Annotated in this window: 6 protein-coding genes; 4 read left to right on the forward strand and 2 right to left on the reverse strand. The window is 53.8% G+C overall.

Annotated elements, in window-relative coordinates; genetic code table 11:
• Nucleotides 1–163: 163 nt before the first annotated feature.
• Entirely contained in the window at nt 164–8,875 is an 8,712-nt protein-coding gene (locus tag VGM48_RS20715) for a GH36-type glycosyl hydrolase domain-containing protein (RefSeq protein WP_331582342.1), read from the forward strand.
• Here VGM48_RS20715 and VGM48_RS20720 read toward each other — a convergent pair.
• Nucleotides 8,862–10,832 (reverse strand): DUF1080 domain-containing protein, encoded by a 1,971-nt coding sequence (locus VGM48_RS20720; RefSeq protein WP_331582343.1) that lies wholly within the window; start codon nt 10,830–10,832, stop codon nt 8,862–8,864. The genes VGM48_RS20715 and VGM48_RS20720 overlap by 14 nt on opposite strands.
• A gap of 5 nt (nt 10,833–10,837) precedes the next feature.
• Nucleotides 10,838–12,130: a Gfo/Idh/MocA family oxidoreductase gene (locus VGM48_RS20725; RefSeq protein ID WP_331582344.1), complete on the reverse strand. Its 1,293-nt coding sequence runs from the start codon at nt 12,128–12,130 to the stop codon at nt 10,838–10,840.
• Nucleotides 12,131–12,506: 376 nt separating this feature from the next.
• Here VGM48_RS20725 and VGM48_RS20730 point away from each other — a divergent pair, with 376 nt between their 5' ends.
• The 3 genes from VGM48_RS20730 to VGM48_RS20740 all read left to right on the forward strand — a co-directional run.
• Nucleotides 12,507–14,021, forward strand: coding sequence for a hypothetical protein (locus tag VGM48_RS20730; protein WP_331582345.1), 1,515 nt, complete (start codon nt 12,507–12,509; stop codon nt 14,019–14,021).
• 11 nt (nt 14,022–14,032) lie between these two features.
• Nucleotides 14,033–14,845, forward strand: a complete 813-nt coding sequence (locus VGM48_RS20735) for a hypothetical protein (RefSeq protein ID WP_331582346.1) — start codon at nt 14,033–14,035, stop codon at nt 14,843–14,845.
• Between the two features lie 163 nt (nt 14,846–15,008).
• Nucleotides 15,009–16,972 (forward strand): CheR family methyltransferase (locus VGM48_RS20740; protein ID WP_331582347.1); only part of this gene is annotated, 1,964 nt, incomplete at its 3' end.

A 16,972-nucleotide genomic window follows, 5' to 3' on the forward strand; every position in this document is an offset into this window, starting at 1 on the left:
CCCATGACATTTTACAAAAAAGATTCCCCGCCAAAAAAAACCTCGCCCCGCGATACTCCCCGAATAAGCCTACCTTTAACCCCTCTTCCTGTTTCCCCCTACTGATCTTGCATCCTCCTGACTGTCACTTCGCTAGGGATCGCAGCACACAAATAGTTCCATTATGAAGGTCACAGCCGGTACGGTCTTTGATATTTTGTCCCGTTTACGCGTCTATTTCCAGGGGGCCGCCAATCCGTCGGACTATGGCAATGAAGAGCCCTTTCGCTCTGAATTGTACAGCTCCGACCAGTTGAACACTCACGCTCAGGCAATAGCCGGATCACACCATCTGCAGACCGCCCACCCCGCCGATCACTTATTGAAAAGACTGGCTGAAAATGAGCACACGCTGCTGGAAGTCCGGGATCTCCTCGTCGGGAACATCAAAACGGGAAAAGCCATCACGCCCGGAGGGGAATGGTTGCTCGACAATTTCTACCTCATCGAAGAGCAGGTGGTGCTGGCCAGGAAACACCTGCCGAAGGGATATAGCGAAGCGCTGCCCGCATTGGCAACCGGTATTTCCGCGGGCATGCCCAGGGTCTATGATATCGTCCTGGAGCTCATCTCTCACAGTGACGGCCGGGTGGATGTACACAACCTGACCAGTTTTGTAGCGGCCTATCAGACCGCCACAATACTTACCCTGGGCGAGTTGTGGGCCATACCCATCATGCTCCGGCTGGCCGTTATCGAAAATCTGCGGCGGGTATGCGGAAAGATCGCGCTGGATATGATCGATCATAACCTTTCCGATTATTGGGCCGACAAAATGATCGATACCGTGAAAGAAGAGGCGGGAGACCTGATCCTGACGATTGCCGACATGGTACGTTCAAAGCCGCCGTTGAGCAGCCCATTCGTCGCCGGCTTCACCCGAAGCCTGCAAGGAAAAGGACCCGCGCTGGCCTTGCCGCTCAGCTGGCTGGAACAGCAATTATCGGGGATGGGCACCAGCAGCAATGACCTGGTCCGCCTGGAAAACCAAAAACAAGCCGCCAATCAGGTTTCCGTCCGTAACAGTATCGGAACCTTGCGATTTATCGGAACGACGGACTGGCGCGAATTCGTCGAAACGCTCAGTAGCGTAGAACACCTCCTTGCCAAAGATCCGGCGGGTACCTATCCCCAAATGGATTTCGCCACCCGCGACAGCTACCGCCACGTAGTGGAGGCCATCGCCAAAGATTCAGGTTTGCCGGAAACAGCAGTGGCATCAAAGGTGCTCGCCCTGGCCGCGGCGCACCGCGACGCCGGTCCATCCGCCAAAAAAGAGCAACATGTCGGCTACTATCTCATCGGCAAAGGACAAAAGCAGGTAACGCAAACCATCGGGATACGGTACAGTCGGGTCAAAACCGGGGTCCGTGCAGCGAAAAAGATCCCCGTCTTCCTTTACCTTTTTTCTTTCGCGGTGCTCACCTGGCTGATAGCCACGGGAATGTTCTATCTACCCTACAGCCAGGGCATCCGCAGCCGGTTACTGCTATCGGTCGTCGTCTTGCTGGCGATATCGGTGTCCGCGCAATTGGCCATATCCCTGGTCAATTGGCTTTCCACGCTGCTGGTAAAGCCTCGATTATTGCCCCGCATGGATTTCTCCGGGGGAATTCCCGCGGAGTTCCGCACCCTGGTCATCGTGCCCACCCTGCTGACCAGCAAGGAATATATCGACCAGCTGATGGATGGATTGGAAATCCGGTTCCTCGCCAATAAGGGCGACAACCTGCATTTTGGATTGCTGACAGATCTTGTCGACGCCGATGTGGAAATACAGGAAGAAGACCGGGAACTGACCGATCTGGCAAGCGCCAGGATCGAAGCGCTAAATCAGAAATACAAACAAACGGAAAACGATATTTTCTTTCTTTTCCATCGGTCCAGGATCTGGAACGCCGGGGAACGCAAATGGATGGGGTATGAAAGAAAGCGGGGGAAAATAGCAGCCCTCAACGCCTTGCTGCGGCGCCGGGGGAAACATGAGTTTTCCCTCATCAAGGGCGACTACCACATTCTCCATGAGGTAAAATACGTGATCACCCTGGACTCCGACACGCTGCTGCCGAGAGAGTCCGCCTGGAAGCTGGTAGCGACGATGGCGCATCCGCTCAACCAGCCCGAATACGATCCGCGAAAAAAGCGCGTAACGGCAGGATATGGAGTGCTACAGCCCAGGGTGGAATCGAGTATCGCTGCAGCCACTACCTCGCTCTACCTGAATATGCAAGGCAGCGTTTCGGGCATCGATCCCTATACCCGGGTCTCCTCCGACGTGTACCAGGATCTGTTCGAAGAAGGATCGTTCATCGGGAAAGGTATCTATGATGTAGACATGTTTGAACTGACGTTCCGCGATCTCTTTCAGGAAAACCGCATCCTGAGCCACGATCTGCTGGAAGGGTGTTATGTGCGATCCGGATTGGTGAGCGACGTGTTCCTATATGAAGAGAATCCTTCCAGGTACCTGTCAGACCTCCGGCGTCATTACCGGTGGATCAGGGGAGACTGGCAGATTGCCGGCTGGATCCTGCCCTTTGTCCGGACCCGCAAAGGACACGTCATCAAAAACAGGCTTTCCGCATTGTCGAGGTGGAAAATAATCGACAACCTCCGGCGAAGCCTCCTGCCCGTCTCCTTATTGTCGCTTCTCTTGCTGGGTTGGTTCGTCCTGCCCTTTCCCTGGTTTTGGACCCTGGCCGTTTCCACCATCATCCTGCTCCCGCCGCTCGTCGCTATCGCCTGGCAATTATTGCAAAAACCTACCGATCTCACCCTGAAGGCGCACCTCTCCGAAATAACCGGCAACCTGAAAGGGACGCTCGTCCGTTTTGTCTTCAGTCTTTCCATCCTGCCATACGAGGCGTTCCAATACGTGGACGCCATTCTACGCACGCTCTGGCGAATGACGGTTACCCGGAGAAAATTATTGGAATGGACATCCTCCGCCACCGACTCCGGAAAACCCCGGAGCTCGCTCTGGGCAGTATATCGATTCATAGCCATTGCGCCGCTGCTGGCGATGGTCTGCACGATCTTCCTGCTAAAGGATCCACCGGCCTTATTGGTCGCCGGTCCCATCCTGCTGTTCTGGCTTCTGTCGCCCGCCCTCGTGTGGCGCCTGAGCAAACCCGAGATAGGGGCCGCGCCGAAGTTAATGGAGCTGGAGCTGGAGTTCCTACACAAAACCGCCCGCAAAACCTGGTCTTTCTTCGAGCAATTCGTAACCGCCGACGAAAACTGGTTGCCACCCGACAATCTGCAGCAGACCAACGGTGAGGTGATCGCACACCGCACCTCCCCTACCAACATGGGCCTGGCCCTGCTGGCCAACCTTGCCGCCTATGATTTTGGCTATCTCTCCGGCTTTGAGTTCACCCGCCGATGCGCCCTCACTCTCGGGACGATGGAAAAGCTGGAGCGCTACAATGGGCATTTTTGCAACTGGTACGATACGCGATCGCTATTTCCGCTATACCCCAGGTATGTCTCGACGGTAGACAGCGGCAACCTCGTGGGACATCTGCTGACCCTGCGTCAGGGATTAACGGCCTTGGCGGGACAGCCCATTCACCGCCACGAGGCGCTGGAAGGCTGCAGCACGACGGCGGCGATCATCCGCGGCGAGTCAAAAGGGCGTTTTGCCGGGACCCTCGATCAAATACAGACCCTGCTGAACGGAAATGTGCGGGAAGAACGATCCCTGCTGGCCATAAAAAAAACCCTCGACGACCTGGCCCTTCTCGTCGATCAGCTACACCTTCCGCGGGAAGAAAGCTATACCGAGCTATCGAGATGGGTTGGCCGGCTGACCCTCCAGGTAAAAGATCACCGGCGCCAGCTTCAAGGGATCCCATGGATGCAGCTGTTACCCGTTCCCCAACGCTTTGCCGGCCTGGCCGTCACGGATCAGGTCCCAACACTACGATCGCTCCAGGCAATGCAGGACACCTGCCAGGAAGCCCTGGCTCAATATGATGATCAGGAAAATACCCCGGAGGAAAAGAGCTGGCTCGCCCACATGCGCACGGCCCTCGCCGATGCCGGGACACTGGCGACGGCCAGGATCGGACAGTTGGAGCAACTGGCGGAAAAATGCGAAGAGCTGAGCGAAATAGAATATGATTTTTTGCTCGATCCATCCACCGGACTGCTGCGAATCGGCTTTAATATCGACGAACAGCGGAAAGACAATGGATTCTACGATCTGCTCGCTTCCGAAGCAAGACTGGGGATCTTTGTGGGCATCGCCCAGGGGAAACTTCCACAGGAAAGCTGGTTCGCCCTGGGGCGCCTGCTCACCGATTCCGGTGAAGACCCTATCCTGCTTTCCTGGAGCGGATCGATGTTCGAATACCTGATGCCCCAACTGGTGATGCCTTCCTATGAGAACACCTTGCTGGCTCAAACCAATACCGCGACGGTCAAACGGCAGATCGGGTATGCGGCGCAAATGGGCACCCCCTGGGGCATCTCGGAGTCGGCCTACAATCTGCAGGACGCCGCCGGAAATTATCAGTACCGGGCGTTTGGAGTACCCGGACTGGGACTAACCCGTGGACTGGAGGAGAATCTCGTCATCGCACCCTATGCCTCGATGCTCGCCCTGATGGTTTTGCCCGAGGACGCCGTTGTCAACCTGCGGCTTTTATCGGAGCAGGGCCTCGAAGGCGAATACGGCTTTTATGAGGCGGTGGATTATACTGCTTCCCGGCTGCCGAGGGGCAAACTGTCGATCATCGTTCAATCCTATATGGTCCACCATCAGGGGATGGGATTGTTGTCGCTGGCCTATGTCCTGCTGAACAAGCCGATGCAGCAACGGTTCGTATCGGAACTCCGTTTTCAGGCAACCCTGCTGCTTTTACAGGAACGCATCCCCCGCGCCACGCTGTTTTACCCGCATACCGCAGACGTCATCGAATCCCGTTCATCCACCGCCGAAACACAAGTCCGGGTCATCAATACGCCAAACACGCGGATACCGGAGATCCAACTGCTGAGCAATGGCCGCTATCAGGTGATGATCGCCAATTCCGGAGCCGGATACAGCCGCTGGAAAGATCTCTCGGTCACGCGCTGGCGGGAAGACCCCACAAAGGACGACCGGGGCATCTTCTGTTATATAAAAGATGTGAACAGCGGCGAGTTCTGGTCGAAAACATATGAACCCACCTTACGCGCCGCCAAAAGATACGAAGTGATCTTCTCACAGGGATCGGTCGAATTCCGCAGACATGATCATGGGATCGACACCAATACCGAAATAGTCATCTCCCCGGAAGATGATATGGAAATGCGAAGGGTAAAGATCACGAACACCACCCTTTTTACAAGAGTGCTGGAGATAACGAGCTATGCCGAAGTGGTCCTGGCGACCCAGGCCTCGGATGAGGCGCATCCGGCCTTCAGCAACCTCTTCGTAGAGACGGAGATCCTTCCCGAATTCAAAGCGGTCATCTGTACCCGCCGGCCGCGCTCCGAAGAGGAAACGCCACCCTGGCTGTTTCACCTGATGAATGTTCACGGCGCTACGGTAGAAGCCCTGTCCTACGAGACCGCACGGCTGCCCTTTATCGGCCGGGGCCGGTCCTTAAGCTACCCGCAGGCCCTGGACAGAGAGTCCTTGTCCGGCAGCCAGGGGGCAGTACTGGATCCCATCATGGCGATCCGCTGCCGCATCGCGGTAAAGCCCGGTCACACCGCCACCATCGATCTGATCTTCGGGATCAGCGAAACAAGGGAAGCCTGCGAAGCCCTCATGAACAAATACAGCGACGAACATTTGAAAAACCGCGCCTTCGAACTGTCCTGGACACATAACCAGGTGTTGCTTCGCCAGATCGACGCGACGGAAGCCGATGCCCGGCTTTACGACCAACTGTCGGCCTCCATCATCTATCCGAACCCTGCTTTCCGCGGCGAAACAGGAATGATCGTCAACAACCTCAGAGGACAATCAGGTCTCTGGGGCTATTCGGTGTCCGGCGACCTCCCGATCGTCCTGCTGCATATGAGCGATCCCGAAAACCTCGGGCTCGCGCGTCAAATGATCCAGGCACATGCTTACTGGCGCCTCAAAGGGCTGTCCGTCGACCTCGTGATATGGAATGAAGATCATGGATCGTACCGGCAACTGCTGCAGGATCAGATACAGGGGCTTGTCAATATGGAATCCGGAAATCAGTCCTTTCAAAAACCCGGTAAGATATTCGTCCGGTCCGCGGATCAGATCTCTCCCGAAGACCGTATCCTTTTTGAAAGTGTCGCAAGGGTCGTCCTCTATGACCATAAAGGGACCCTTTCCGAACAGGTGAACCATATTTCCAAGGAAAAAACACCGTTGCCCTTCCTTCCGGCAAACCCGGAGCAGTTGGAAGAGGATCCCGGTAACCTTGCCCTGCCGGACCATCTCCTCTTTGAAAATGGCATCGGCGGTTTCACTCCGGACGGAAAAGAATATAAGATCGTAACAGACAGAAAGAAAACGACGCCCGCTCCCTGGGTCAATGTCATCGCCAATCCGGAGATGGGCACCGTGATATCGGAAAGCGGATCCGCCTACACCTGGTGCGTCAATGCCCATGAATACCGGCTCACACCCTGGAACAACGACCCGGTGGCCGACCCCGGTGGAGAAGCGTTCTATATACGGGACGAGGAATCCGGGTATTTCTGGTCTCCCGTCCCTTTTCCAGCTCGGGGAACGACCCCTTATATCACCACACATGGATTCGGCTACAGCCGATTTGAACATCTCGAGCAGGGCATTTTGACGGAGATGTGCGTATATGTAGACCGGGATCTGCCGGTGAAATGGATGGTCTTAAAAATGAAAAACCAGTCCGGCCAGCGACGCAAGCTCTCGGCCACAGGCTACCTGGAACTCGTTTTGGGCGATGTGCCCAGCAAGACGGCCATGCATATCCTTTCGGAACAGGATACGGAAAGCGGAGCATTGTTCTTCAGGAATCGATACAACACGGCATTTTCCGATCGGGTCAGTTTTTTTAAAGTGGATGACCCCGGTCAACTGACCTTCACCACAGACCGCCTCGAATTTATCGGCAGGAACAGAAACCTCCAGAATCCCCAGGCGATGAACCGCAAAAGGCTTTCCGGCAGAAGCGGCGCCGGCATGGACCCCTGCGCCGCCCTGCAGGTATCGGTCGAACTATCCGTCGGTGCCGAAAAAGAGCTTGTATTCCTGCTGGGCAGCGCACCGAATACCCGCGATGCCGGTGAATTGATCCGAAAGATATCCGGCCCTCGCGCCGCCCACCTCTCGCTGCAAAACGTAAAAGACTTCTGGGAAGAGATAACAGGGGCCGTACGGATCACGACCCCCGACAACGCCCTGAATATATTCACCAATGGCTGGCTGCTCTATCAGACCCTTTCCTCCCGGCTTTTCGGCCGGAGCGGCTTTTATCAATCCGGCGGCGCTTTCGGATTCCGCGATCAGCTGCAGGACACCCTGGCCCTGCTCCATACCCGGCCCGACCTGGCCCGCCAACAGATCCTGTTAAACGCCTCCAGGCAATTCGTAGAAGGCGATGTCCAACACTGGTGGCATCCGCCGGAAGGCAGAGGGGTCAGGACCCACTGTTCCGACGATATGCTCTGGCTGCCCTATGTCGTTGCCCGGTATATCGCGGTCACCGGCGACGCCGGCCTGCTGTCAACTTCCGTTGGCTACCTGGAAAGCCGCCAGCTCTACCCGGAGGAAGACTCCTTCTATGACCTGCCCATGAGCGGTATCATCAACGGCACCCTGTTCGAACACTGCGCCCGGGCCATCCGGCACGCGTTGCGCTTTGGTCAGCATGGCCTCCCGCTCATCGGCACGGGCGACTGGAACGACGGAATGGACAAAGTAGGCAGCAAAGGCACCGGCGAAAGTGTCTGGCTCGCTTTTTTCCTCTTCGACGTACTGACACGATTTATCGATACGGCAAATGTCTACGGAGATCACTTCTTCGCCGAGATCTGCAAATCGGAAGCAGCCTCCCTCCAGGCCAGGATCGAAACGGCAGGTTGGGACGGCGAGTGGTATAAGCGCGCTTATTTCGATGACGGTACTCCCCTGGGCTCCGCACAAAATAACGAATGCCGTATCGACGCCATTTCCCAAAGCTGGGCCGTACTCTCGGGGGCGGCCGGCCACAAAAGGGCCGTCATGGCCATGCACTCACTCGAAGAAAAGCTCGTCAGAAAAGACCTGAAATTGATCCAGTTGCTGGATCCTCCTTTTAATTCAAAGGAGTTGAACCCCGGATATATCAAAGGATATGTGCCGGGAGTCCGCGAAAACGGCGGCCAGTATACCCATGCCGCTATCTGGACCCTGATGGCATTCGCCGCTTTGGGACAACGCGAAAAAACAGGACAGCTGCTGGAAATGATCCTCCCCATAAACCATGCAAAGGACATGGAAGCACTCCATATCTACAAGGTAGAGCCATATGTAATGGCGGCCGATGTTTATGCAAACGAGTCACATAAAGGCATGGGGGGATGGACCTGGTACACCGGCTCGGCAGGATGGATGTATCAATTTATGCTGGGCTCTCTACTGGGGCTGGAACGGCAGACGGACCTCCTGAGCTTCAGACCCTGCTTCCCGCCGGATTGGCCTTCCGTTCAACTCACCTATCGTTATGGGACATCCGACTACCGGATCACCCTCTTCCAGCTTTCCGACCATTCGGATTCCCGGTGGGAAATGGACGACGAAAAAGGCGCCGGCAATACGATAAAACTCATAGACGACGGCCAATCTCACAAGGTTGAAGTGCATATTTCGAGTAATATCCCCGCCCTCATAACCTCTTAACCCGCATACCCCTAAACCTCACCACATCCCCATGCCCCAAAAACCCGATATGCCCCGTTGGCCGCAACAAACCCGGATGTTCCTTCCCATCCATCGTTCCGTTTTTCGAAGCCGCTTTGATATCGCCATCGAGGATCACCGTTCCGTTCAAAACTACTTTTATCTTATTTCCCCTGGCGATGATCTCCTCCTGGTTCCATTCCCCCGTCGGCAGTAAAAAACCTCTTTTCGCCGGGATGACCCCATAGACTGAACCATGATATTGGTAAGGATGCAGGTCCTTATATTTGGGCGACTCATTGTCGAGCACCTGGATCTCCATCCCCACATAGGCCGCATCACCTTCCAATGGAGCCCGGATACCGATGCCATTGTTTGCGCCGGGCGTCAGTTGAAACTCGAACCGGTAGATGAAGTTAGAATATTCTTCTTTTGTATACAGGTTCCCGCCGCCGCCCTTTTCAGGCGCCACTTCCACCACCCCGTCTTTGACCAAATAGCCTGTCGTATTCCCCGTCCACTGGTTCAGATCAAGCCCGTTGAATAAAGAAACAAAGCCTTCCTTTTTCTCCGCCTCTCTCAATACCGCCGGCTCAGCCGCAGGCAACTCCCGCAAATAGATATTTCGATAAGCAACATTGGTGCCGTGCGCCTGCAGCTCAATTTGTTCCCGGGGAAAGATCGGTATGCTGCGGTCCCAGTAATTTTCAAGCGTAGTATTGTCGGTAACCAAAACGCCGTTTAACCAGACCGTTACTTTTTCACCCTTCATGAAAATATGAAACCGGTTCCACTCGCCGATCTTATTGTCCGCTACCACCAACGGCTTGCTTTCGTTCTTTTGGTTGTTGTACAACCCGCCCGATCCCACCTGTGCGCCCACCTCCCGTCTGCTCGTATCCCAGATCTGCACCTGGGGACTGCCCCTTAAATAGATCCCCGCATCCCCTTTTGCCGTGATCTTCCAGTCGACATACATTTCGATATCGCCATATTTCTTTTCGGTCGCCAGATTTTCACCATGACCGGTGAAGACCAGCAGCCCGTCTTTTACGACCCAATCCCCATTTGTCTTTTCATCAGCCGCTTTCTGCGCGGCGGCCAACTCGGGGTCACTCATTTTAGCCCTTGTGAGCGGGTTGCCAACGAGCGCCTTCCATCCCTTGAGATCGACTCCGTCGAAAAGGCTTACAAATCCATGGTCGTAGGGCATCTTCAAAAGAAGGGCGGTCAATTTTGTGGTCAAAAAGGCGCTGTCTTCGCCCTGGATCAGCGGTAGCGCCGTTTCGAGGACCTCACGGGCTACGGGTCCTTTGATCGTTTCATCCGCCAGCGCCAGCCGGGTGACGATCACCGCGGCGTCCCTGTTTACGTCCGCGTCCTGCAGCGATTTGCGGGCGAAGATAAAGCTGCTGAACCCGGGAATACCCGCGGCTTTTGCCAGCAGCCGCTTTTTCTCGATAGGGTTTTTGGCAAGCGCCATTTTATCTTCCAGTTGCAACAATTGCTGCTCGCCGTTGAGGGAGGTGGCCGGCGGCAGGTTCTCGCCAGGCAGCGCGGGCAGTTTCCCGTTTTGCTGATCGATCGTCGCCTTATCCGTCAGCAGGTTCAATTGCGACTGGACAAAGTTCTTTGCATAGTCCGATTTGACGCTGCCGCCATATTTTTTCAGCAAGACAACCGCCTGGTCTTTTTTCGCGGGCTCTAAAGAGGCGGCGTTGATATAGGCGTTCAGCGCATAGCTGACATTCACTTTCAAGGAATCGTCATCCAGCAGCCGGAAAAGGGATCTCCATTCGGTCTTATCCCAGCTGTTCATCGCGGTCAGCGCGGCATCCGCGTCCGGACGATGCTGGTAGGGAAATAAGCGGATGGTTTCGACAACTTTGTTGTTTTGGGGGTGTGCCACGTTTACGAAACAGACAACCGCGAGAAAAAACGAGAAAAAATGTTTCATTAAAGTCAGTTTTGCTGGTTTGGGCTGGCCTGGAGATGCCAGGGCCCGCGCATCGGTGGATTGATCATATAGTTAGCTTCGGCGTCATCGACGAACAATTGACTCGCCGGATCGAATTTTAAGGGTCTTCCGAGTTCCAGGGCGATCTTCCCCAGGTTGATGATGGTGCAGGACCGGAAACCGTTCATTTCATTCAACGCAAAAGGGGTCCGGTATTTCACCGAGTCGAGGAAGTTGGTCACCTGCGGTTCGGGATCCGGCATCAGCGCCAATTTTTCTTTCAGGTTGGGAATATCGCTTCGGAACCCGGCGAACAGTTTTCCTTTTGGCCCGACGATATAGGCCGCATCGGGGTCTTTGGCTTCGCCGTCCAGGATGATCTTGCAGCCATCTTCGTAGGTAAAGGTGATCTTTCGGAATGTTCCTACCGCATCCCAGTTTTGCTGTTCGGCATCCGGCTCGACCAGGATCGGGCTGGTATGATCTTTCCCCAGGAAGTATTGGATCGGATCGATATAGTGTTGTCCCATATCGCCCAGTCCGCCGCCATCATAGTCCCAATATCCCCGGAAGGTCTGATGTACGCGATGCGGGTTATAGGGTTTGAAGGGCGCGGGGCCGAGCCATCGGTCGTAATCCAGTTCAGGCGGTACGGGCATCGTTTCCAGGTTTGTCTTTCCTATCCAGTAGAATTTCCAGTCGAAACCGGTCGTTTTGCTCACGGTGACGGTCAGGGGCCATCCCAGCAGTCCCGATTCCACCAGTTTCTTGATGGGCTTTACCGTCGTATTCATCCCATAGAAGTTGTCTTCAAAGCGGAACCAGGTATTCAGCCGGAACATGCGTTTATTTTGCCGGACGGCTTCTATCACCCGTTTCCCTTCGCCGATGGTCCTTGTCATCGGCTTTTCGCACCAGATGTCTTTGCCGGCATTGGCCGCGTCGATGGCGATCAGTCCATGCCAGTGCGGCGGCGTGGCGATATGGACGATATCGACTTCCGGCAGGGCGATGAGTTCCCGGTGATCATGAAATGTCTTTACCCCGCCGCCGATGGAATTGGCTACCTCGGTGAGATGGTTCTTGTCGACATCGCAGACGGCCACCACCCGGGTGCCGGCATAGGGGATATGTCCGCGTCCCATGCCGCCGACGCCGATGATGCCCTTGGTCAGCTGGTCGCTCGGCGCCAGAAAACCCCTGCCTAAAACATGCCTTGGAACGATAAAAAATCCTGCGCCGACAGCCGCCGCCTGTTTCAGGAAGCGGCGCCGGCTTTTGTTTTCCGATGAATGCATGGCTGATATTATTGACTTGAAACAGAAATCGTTGCGTAGTCAATTTAAAAAGAAATGGCGAGAATCCACAAAAAAAAGAGTATATTCAAATTAGTAATACAGCCCTTTCGGATGATTGGGCTAGAATTTACTATTGCTTCTAAATGTTGAGCAATCCTTCCGCTAATCTACGCGATTAGCGCATGAGGGCCGATCGTCTAGGGATTGGCTCTCCCTTTTTATGTTTGTCACGATACAAATACCAATTATAGACCTCAGGTCAGCCTCAGGGCCTGCCGGGGCCAAACTTGCCAATCCTTCATGGCCGGTGCCCTTGCTGAACAGGAGGCCTTTTATCCGGAAGTTTGGCAAGGTTGAGCAAAGAATGCAAGGGGGCGTGAACGATTGGACCGGGGAAGAGTACTTCTGTAATGCCACCCGAGCCCTGCAGTATGTGGCTCTGCAGGACCAGCGATTCAAGGTGTCCGAGACCCTTAAGGTTCCGGTCAGGAACATTTATAAGCGCTTTTTTTCAGACGGCAATTTTGTCAACAAAATTGAATTAGGCCTCCGTGATGACGACCCCTATTTATATGGCGACGCCGAGGAGAACCCCTACCGTGAGCTGAAAGCATTCTTAAAGCACCTATTGCAATTGCCGGTGCGGGTCGCCGGTCAACCCATCGAGCTTTTTAAATCAGGGACAGCCCTGACCAACTTGTACCAACAGGCTACTACGCCTCATATCTCAGCCAAACACGAGCTGCCGGGATTGGTGCAGGAAGGAGAACCATGCCTGCTGGCCATCCTTCAACGGGATGAAGCCTACTACATGCCGGGCGAAGCCAAATTGATCGACACCTTCCCCCTGGACAAGGAGGGGGCGCCAATAGAACTTTATGGCTATACCCTGCATCTTCAAAATGATTATATAAAATGCTGGATCATCCGCATACCGCATGAAGGATATCTGAAGGGTACACCGGCCAACGCCATGCTGCGTAAACTACGCATCAATCTCATGCGGGTGCATGCGGAAAAAGAGACCATCAAGGGATTGCTGAATGCTGTCCAGCAGAAAAGGCTGGACATCGACGGCCCGGACACAAATATTTCCCTGCTGTCGGAATACCTGAAGGATACCAGCGAAAAACTTTTTAAGCCGAGACGTGCCGGCATCGACCAGGAAAGCATACTGGACTTCGCCTTACGCAGCGAGACAGAGGTGCTCCCGGGCGATACGCTGGCCATCCTCGTCAAAAAGCTCAACGACAAGTTCCTCGCGAAGACGATGCAGAAGTTTGTCGCCCAGTCCAAACCCGCGGATAAAAAAGTCCTGCTTTTTCTTTGTTCCAGCCCTGGTGACAAAAACCCGCTTGATTTCGGCGAAGAGTTCAAGACCATCCAGGATCTCCATGATTCCAGCATCGACCGGGCCAGCTTTCAGATAGAGATCCGCACCGCCGTGGAAAAAGGAAGGGTAAAAGAGCTGTTGGTGAAATACAAGCCCGACATCCTGCATATCTCCCTGCACGCGTCCCCCATCAACGGCTTATACTTTCAGGACAAAGACAAGAATTCAAGCCCCATGAATGTACAGGAATGGAAGAATATTATCGAATTACTGAATGACATTCATCGGCCTTCCGTTATTATCCTCAGCGCCTGTAATTCCTATGAACATGCCGTTGCTTCAAAACCATTTTCCGATTTTTCGGCAGGGACCACGATGGTATTCCCTGATCTGGCCGGCATCACCTATGCCCGCGGATTTTATACGATCTTATTCAATGACGAAAACATCAGCTGGGACATCTGCCATCGCAGCGGCATACAGGAGGTTAAGGACAGGACGCCCCCATTCGACCCCATTAACGGGACCAATGTACAAGACATTATACGTAAGTGCTAAAACTTAAATGCATGAGCAAGCTATTAAAAAACTTCCTGGCAGATTATGGATACAACATCGTAGCCCTGCCCAGGACGGACATCAAACCCTTAATATTGCTTTGCCAGGATGGCGGGAGTGTCAGTTCGCTGGAGAGCGGCATTGCGGCATTGTTTACATCGGAAGAACAAGCCCCGCCCGCCGTAACCAGCAATACGGCCACAGGCGACATCGCAGGGTCGACGTCTGTGTCCTTTGATTCGGATACAGGTATTTCCCTGCTCAGCTGGCTGCTCGACAAGCTCAAACTTGGAAAGCTCGAGGCAAAGGCGAACCTGGATAGCAACAAAGTTCTCACTTTCAAGTACGAAAAGGTCAGGGAAGACAAGATTGACCTGGTAAAACTCGACGGGTTTCTAACAGGATCAACCCCCGTTAAAAATAAATTCAACACCTTCCGGGCGAAATTGATGAACAGCGAGCTCTATGTCATCAATTCCGTGCTAAAGAGCAATACCTTCACCTTTACCATCGAGGATAAATCCGGCGCCTCAGCGGATATAGACGCCACTATCAAAGGCATAGCCGCCATCAATCAGAATATAAAAAGCACCAGCAATAATTCCGTTACAATTACAAGCAGGGATGAAGAGCCCCTGGTTTTCGCATTCAGAGCTCAGCATATTCTCTATAAAAAAGCGGGTTTTTGGGACCGGCTCCTGGACTCCGCCGATGCGGCAGGCGGGTTCACGATCAGGAATGAGACAGGCATAGTGTTAAAAGGCCCTGAAGATTATGCCAGCGAGCCGCTTCAGGTACTCTCCGGTCAGTCCGTGGGACTTTGAGTTTCCTGTATATTCGTTCATTAACCGAAAGGATCAGCTTCATATCCGGCGCTGCCTCGCGCTGCCAAAAATCATGCCACGCGAGCCGGCACGCGTATGTCCAAATTTTACACGATTCCAGTTTTATTTCCATATTTTGCAGGTTATTCCTCTGTCAGCGGAGATGCCTAATATCAACGAAAATCATAAGGACAAACTTTTCCCGATCGTAGCTATTGGAGCCTCCGCCGGAGGCCTGGAAGCCATTTCCTCCCTTCTCGAACATCTGCCGCCCAAACTCGGAATGGCCTATGTGATCATTCAACATCTATCTCCGGTATATCCGAGTATCCTACCCGAATTGTTGGAACGGAAAACCACTATGCCGGTTTTACAGGTCACCGATGGCCTTGCTGTCGAACGCGATAAAGTATATGTCATCCCCCCCAATTCCTATATGAGCATCGTGGATCATAAGCTCATCTTATCTCCCCGGGTGCAGACCGACGGGTTTTACCATTCCATCGATCATTTCCTGATGGCGCTTGCGCCGGTCTATAAGCATAATGCCATCGCCGTCATCCTTTCCGGAACCGCGACGGATGGCACAGACGGGATACGCGTGATCAAGGCGGAAGGAGGGATCACTTTTGCGCAGGACGAAAGCGCCAAGTTCAGGGGAATGCCCGACAGCGCCGCCAACTCGGGCAATGTGGACTTTATCATGGCGCCGGATCAGATGGCGGCCGAACTGGAAACACTCTCCCGCCTCCCCTACACGGCCCTTGCCTCGCTGGACGACGTCTCACTCCGGGAGCAGGAACTGAGAAAGATCCAGGTCCTGCTTTTCAAAAAATGGCGGGTGGATTTTTCAAATTATAAGCAATCGACCATCACCCGAAGGATCCTGCGGCGAATGGCGTTGAATAAGATAAAACAACTGGAAGACTATACCCGCTTTCTGAGGGAAGATCAGACGGAGATCAACCTCCTGTACAAAGACCTGCTGATCAATGTCACCAGCTTTTTTCGGGAACCGCTCCTGTTTGAAGAATTCTCGAGATCCATTTTCCCCACCCTTTTCGGGAATAAAAAGCCCGCTGACATTATCCGCATCTGGGTGCCGGCCTGTTCCTCGGGAGAAGAAGTTTATTCCATTGCCATCTGTCTGTTCGAATGGCTCGCCCAGCAATCGGTCGTAAGCCCCATTCAGCTCTTCGCCACCGACTTGAGTGAAGGCGCCATCGAAAAAGCCCGGATGGGCATCTATAGCATCGCTTCTGTCGAAAAGATCAGCCCGGAAAGACTGGAACAGTTCTTCATCAAGATCGACGGTCATTACCAGATCATAAAACCGATAAGGGACGTGTGCATCTTCGCCACCCATGACCTGCTCAAAGACCCGCCCTTCTCCAAGTTAGACCTCATCAGCTGCCAGAATGTGCTCATCTACCTGGAGTCGGAATCCCAGAAAAGGATCCTTCAATCCTTTCATTACGCATTGAAACCTTCCGGCTATTTACTGCTCGGCAGATCGGAAACCATCGGCGGATCGGGTGAGCTTTTTAATTCCGCCAGCAAAGAATTCAAGTTATTTACAAAGAAGACGCATTCCAATTTCCCATTCGACTTCTCCGTTCGCAACAACGTTAACGCCCCATTCAACGCTACCGATGAAGAGAAAATGGTCACCAGCCAGCCAGCGGAACCGGATATCGATAAGGAAGCCGAAAAAGTATTGCTATCCCGGTACGTTCCGGCCAGCGTTACGGTAGATCAGGACCTTCATATCAAACAGTTTTACGGTTCCACGATCAACTACCTCCATCCCGCGGCGGGGAAAGCGAGTTTCCATCTGCTGAAAATGGTAAGGGAAGAGCTCATCTTCGAAGTGCGGCTGCTGCTGAACAAAGCGATGAAGGATGCTATCCCTGCAAAAAAGGACGGTATCCTGTTGAGCGACGACAAATACAAACGCGAAATAAGTATCGAGGTAGTGCCGCTGCGAACGTCTTCCAACCGGTCCCATTACCTCATCGTTTTTAAAGAAACCGGGTCAGAGCCTTCCGAAGCCCCGTCACAGGAGCCGGGACAGCTGGAGACCAACAGGGAGGATGATTCGCGGGTGGTTCATATCAAAACGCTGGA

Source organism: Puia sp., assembly GCF_036500295.1.
Lineage (GTDB): Bacteria > Bacteroidota > Bacteroidia > Chitinophagales > Chitinophagaceae > Puia.

Coding starts and splice junctions, on each gene's coding strand:
- VGM48_RS20715 (WP_331582342.1), top strand. CDS start 164: ATGAAGGTCACAGCCGGTACGGTCTTTGATATTTTGTCCCGTTTACGC.
- VGM48_RS20720 (WP_331582343.1), bottom strand. CDS start 10,832: ATGAAACATTTTTTCTCGTTTTTTCTCGCGGTTGTCTGTTTCGTAAAC.
- VGM48_RS20725 (WP_331582344.1), bottom strand. CDS start 12,130: ATGCATTCATCGGAAAACAAAAGCCGGCGCCGCTTCCTGAAACAGGCG.
- VGM48_RS20735 (WP_331582346.1), top strand. CDS start 14,033: ATGAGCAAGCTATTAAAAAACTTCCTGGCAGATTATGGATACAACATC.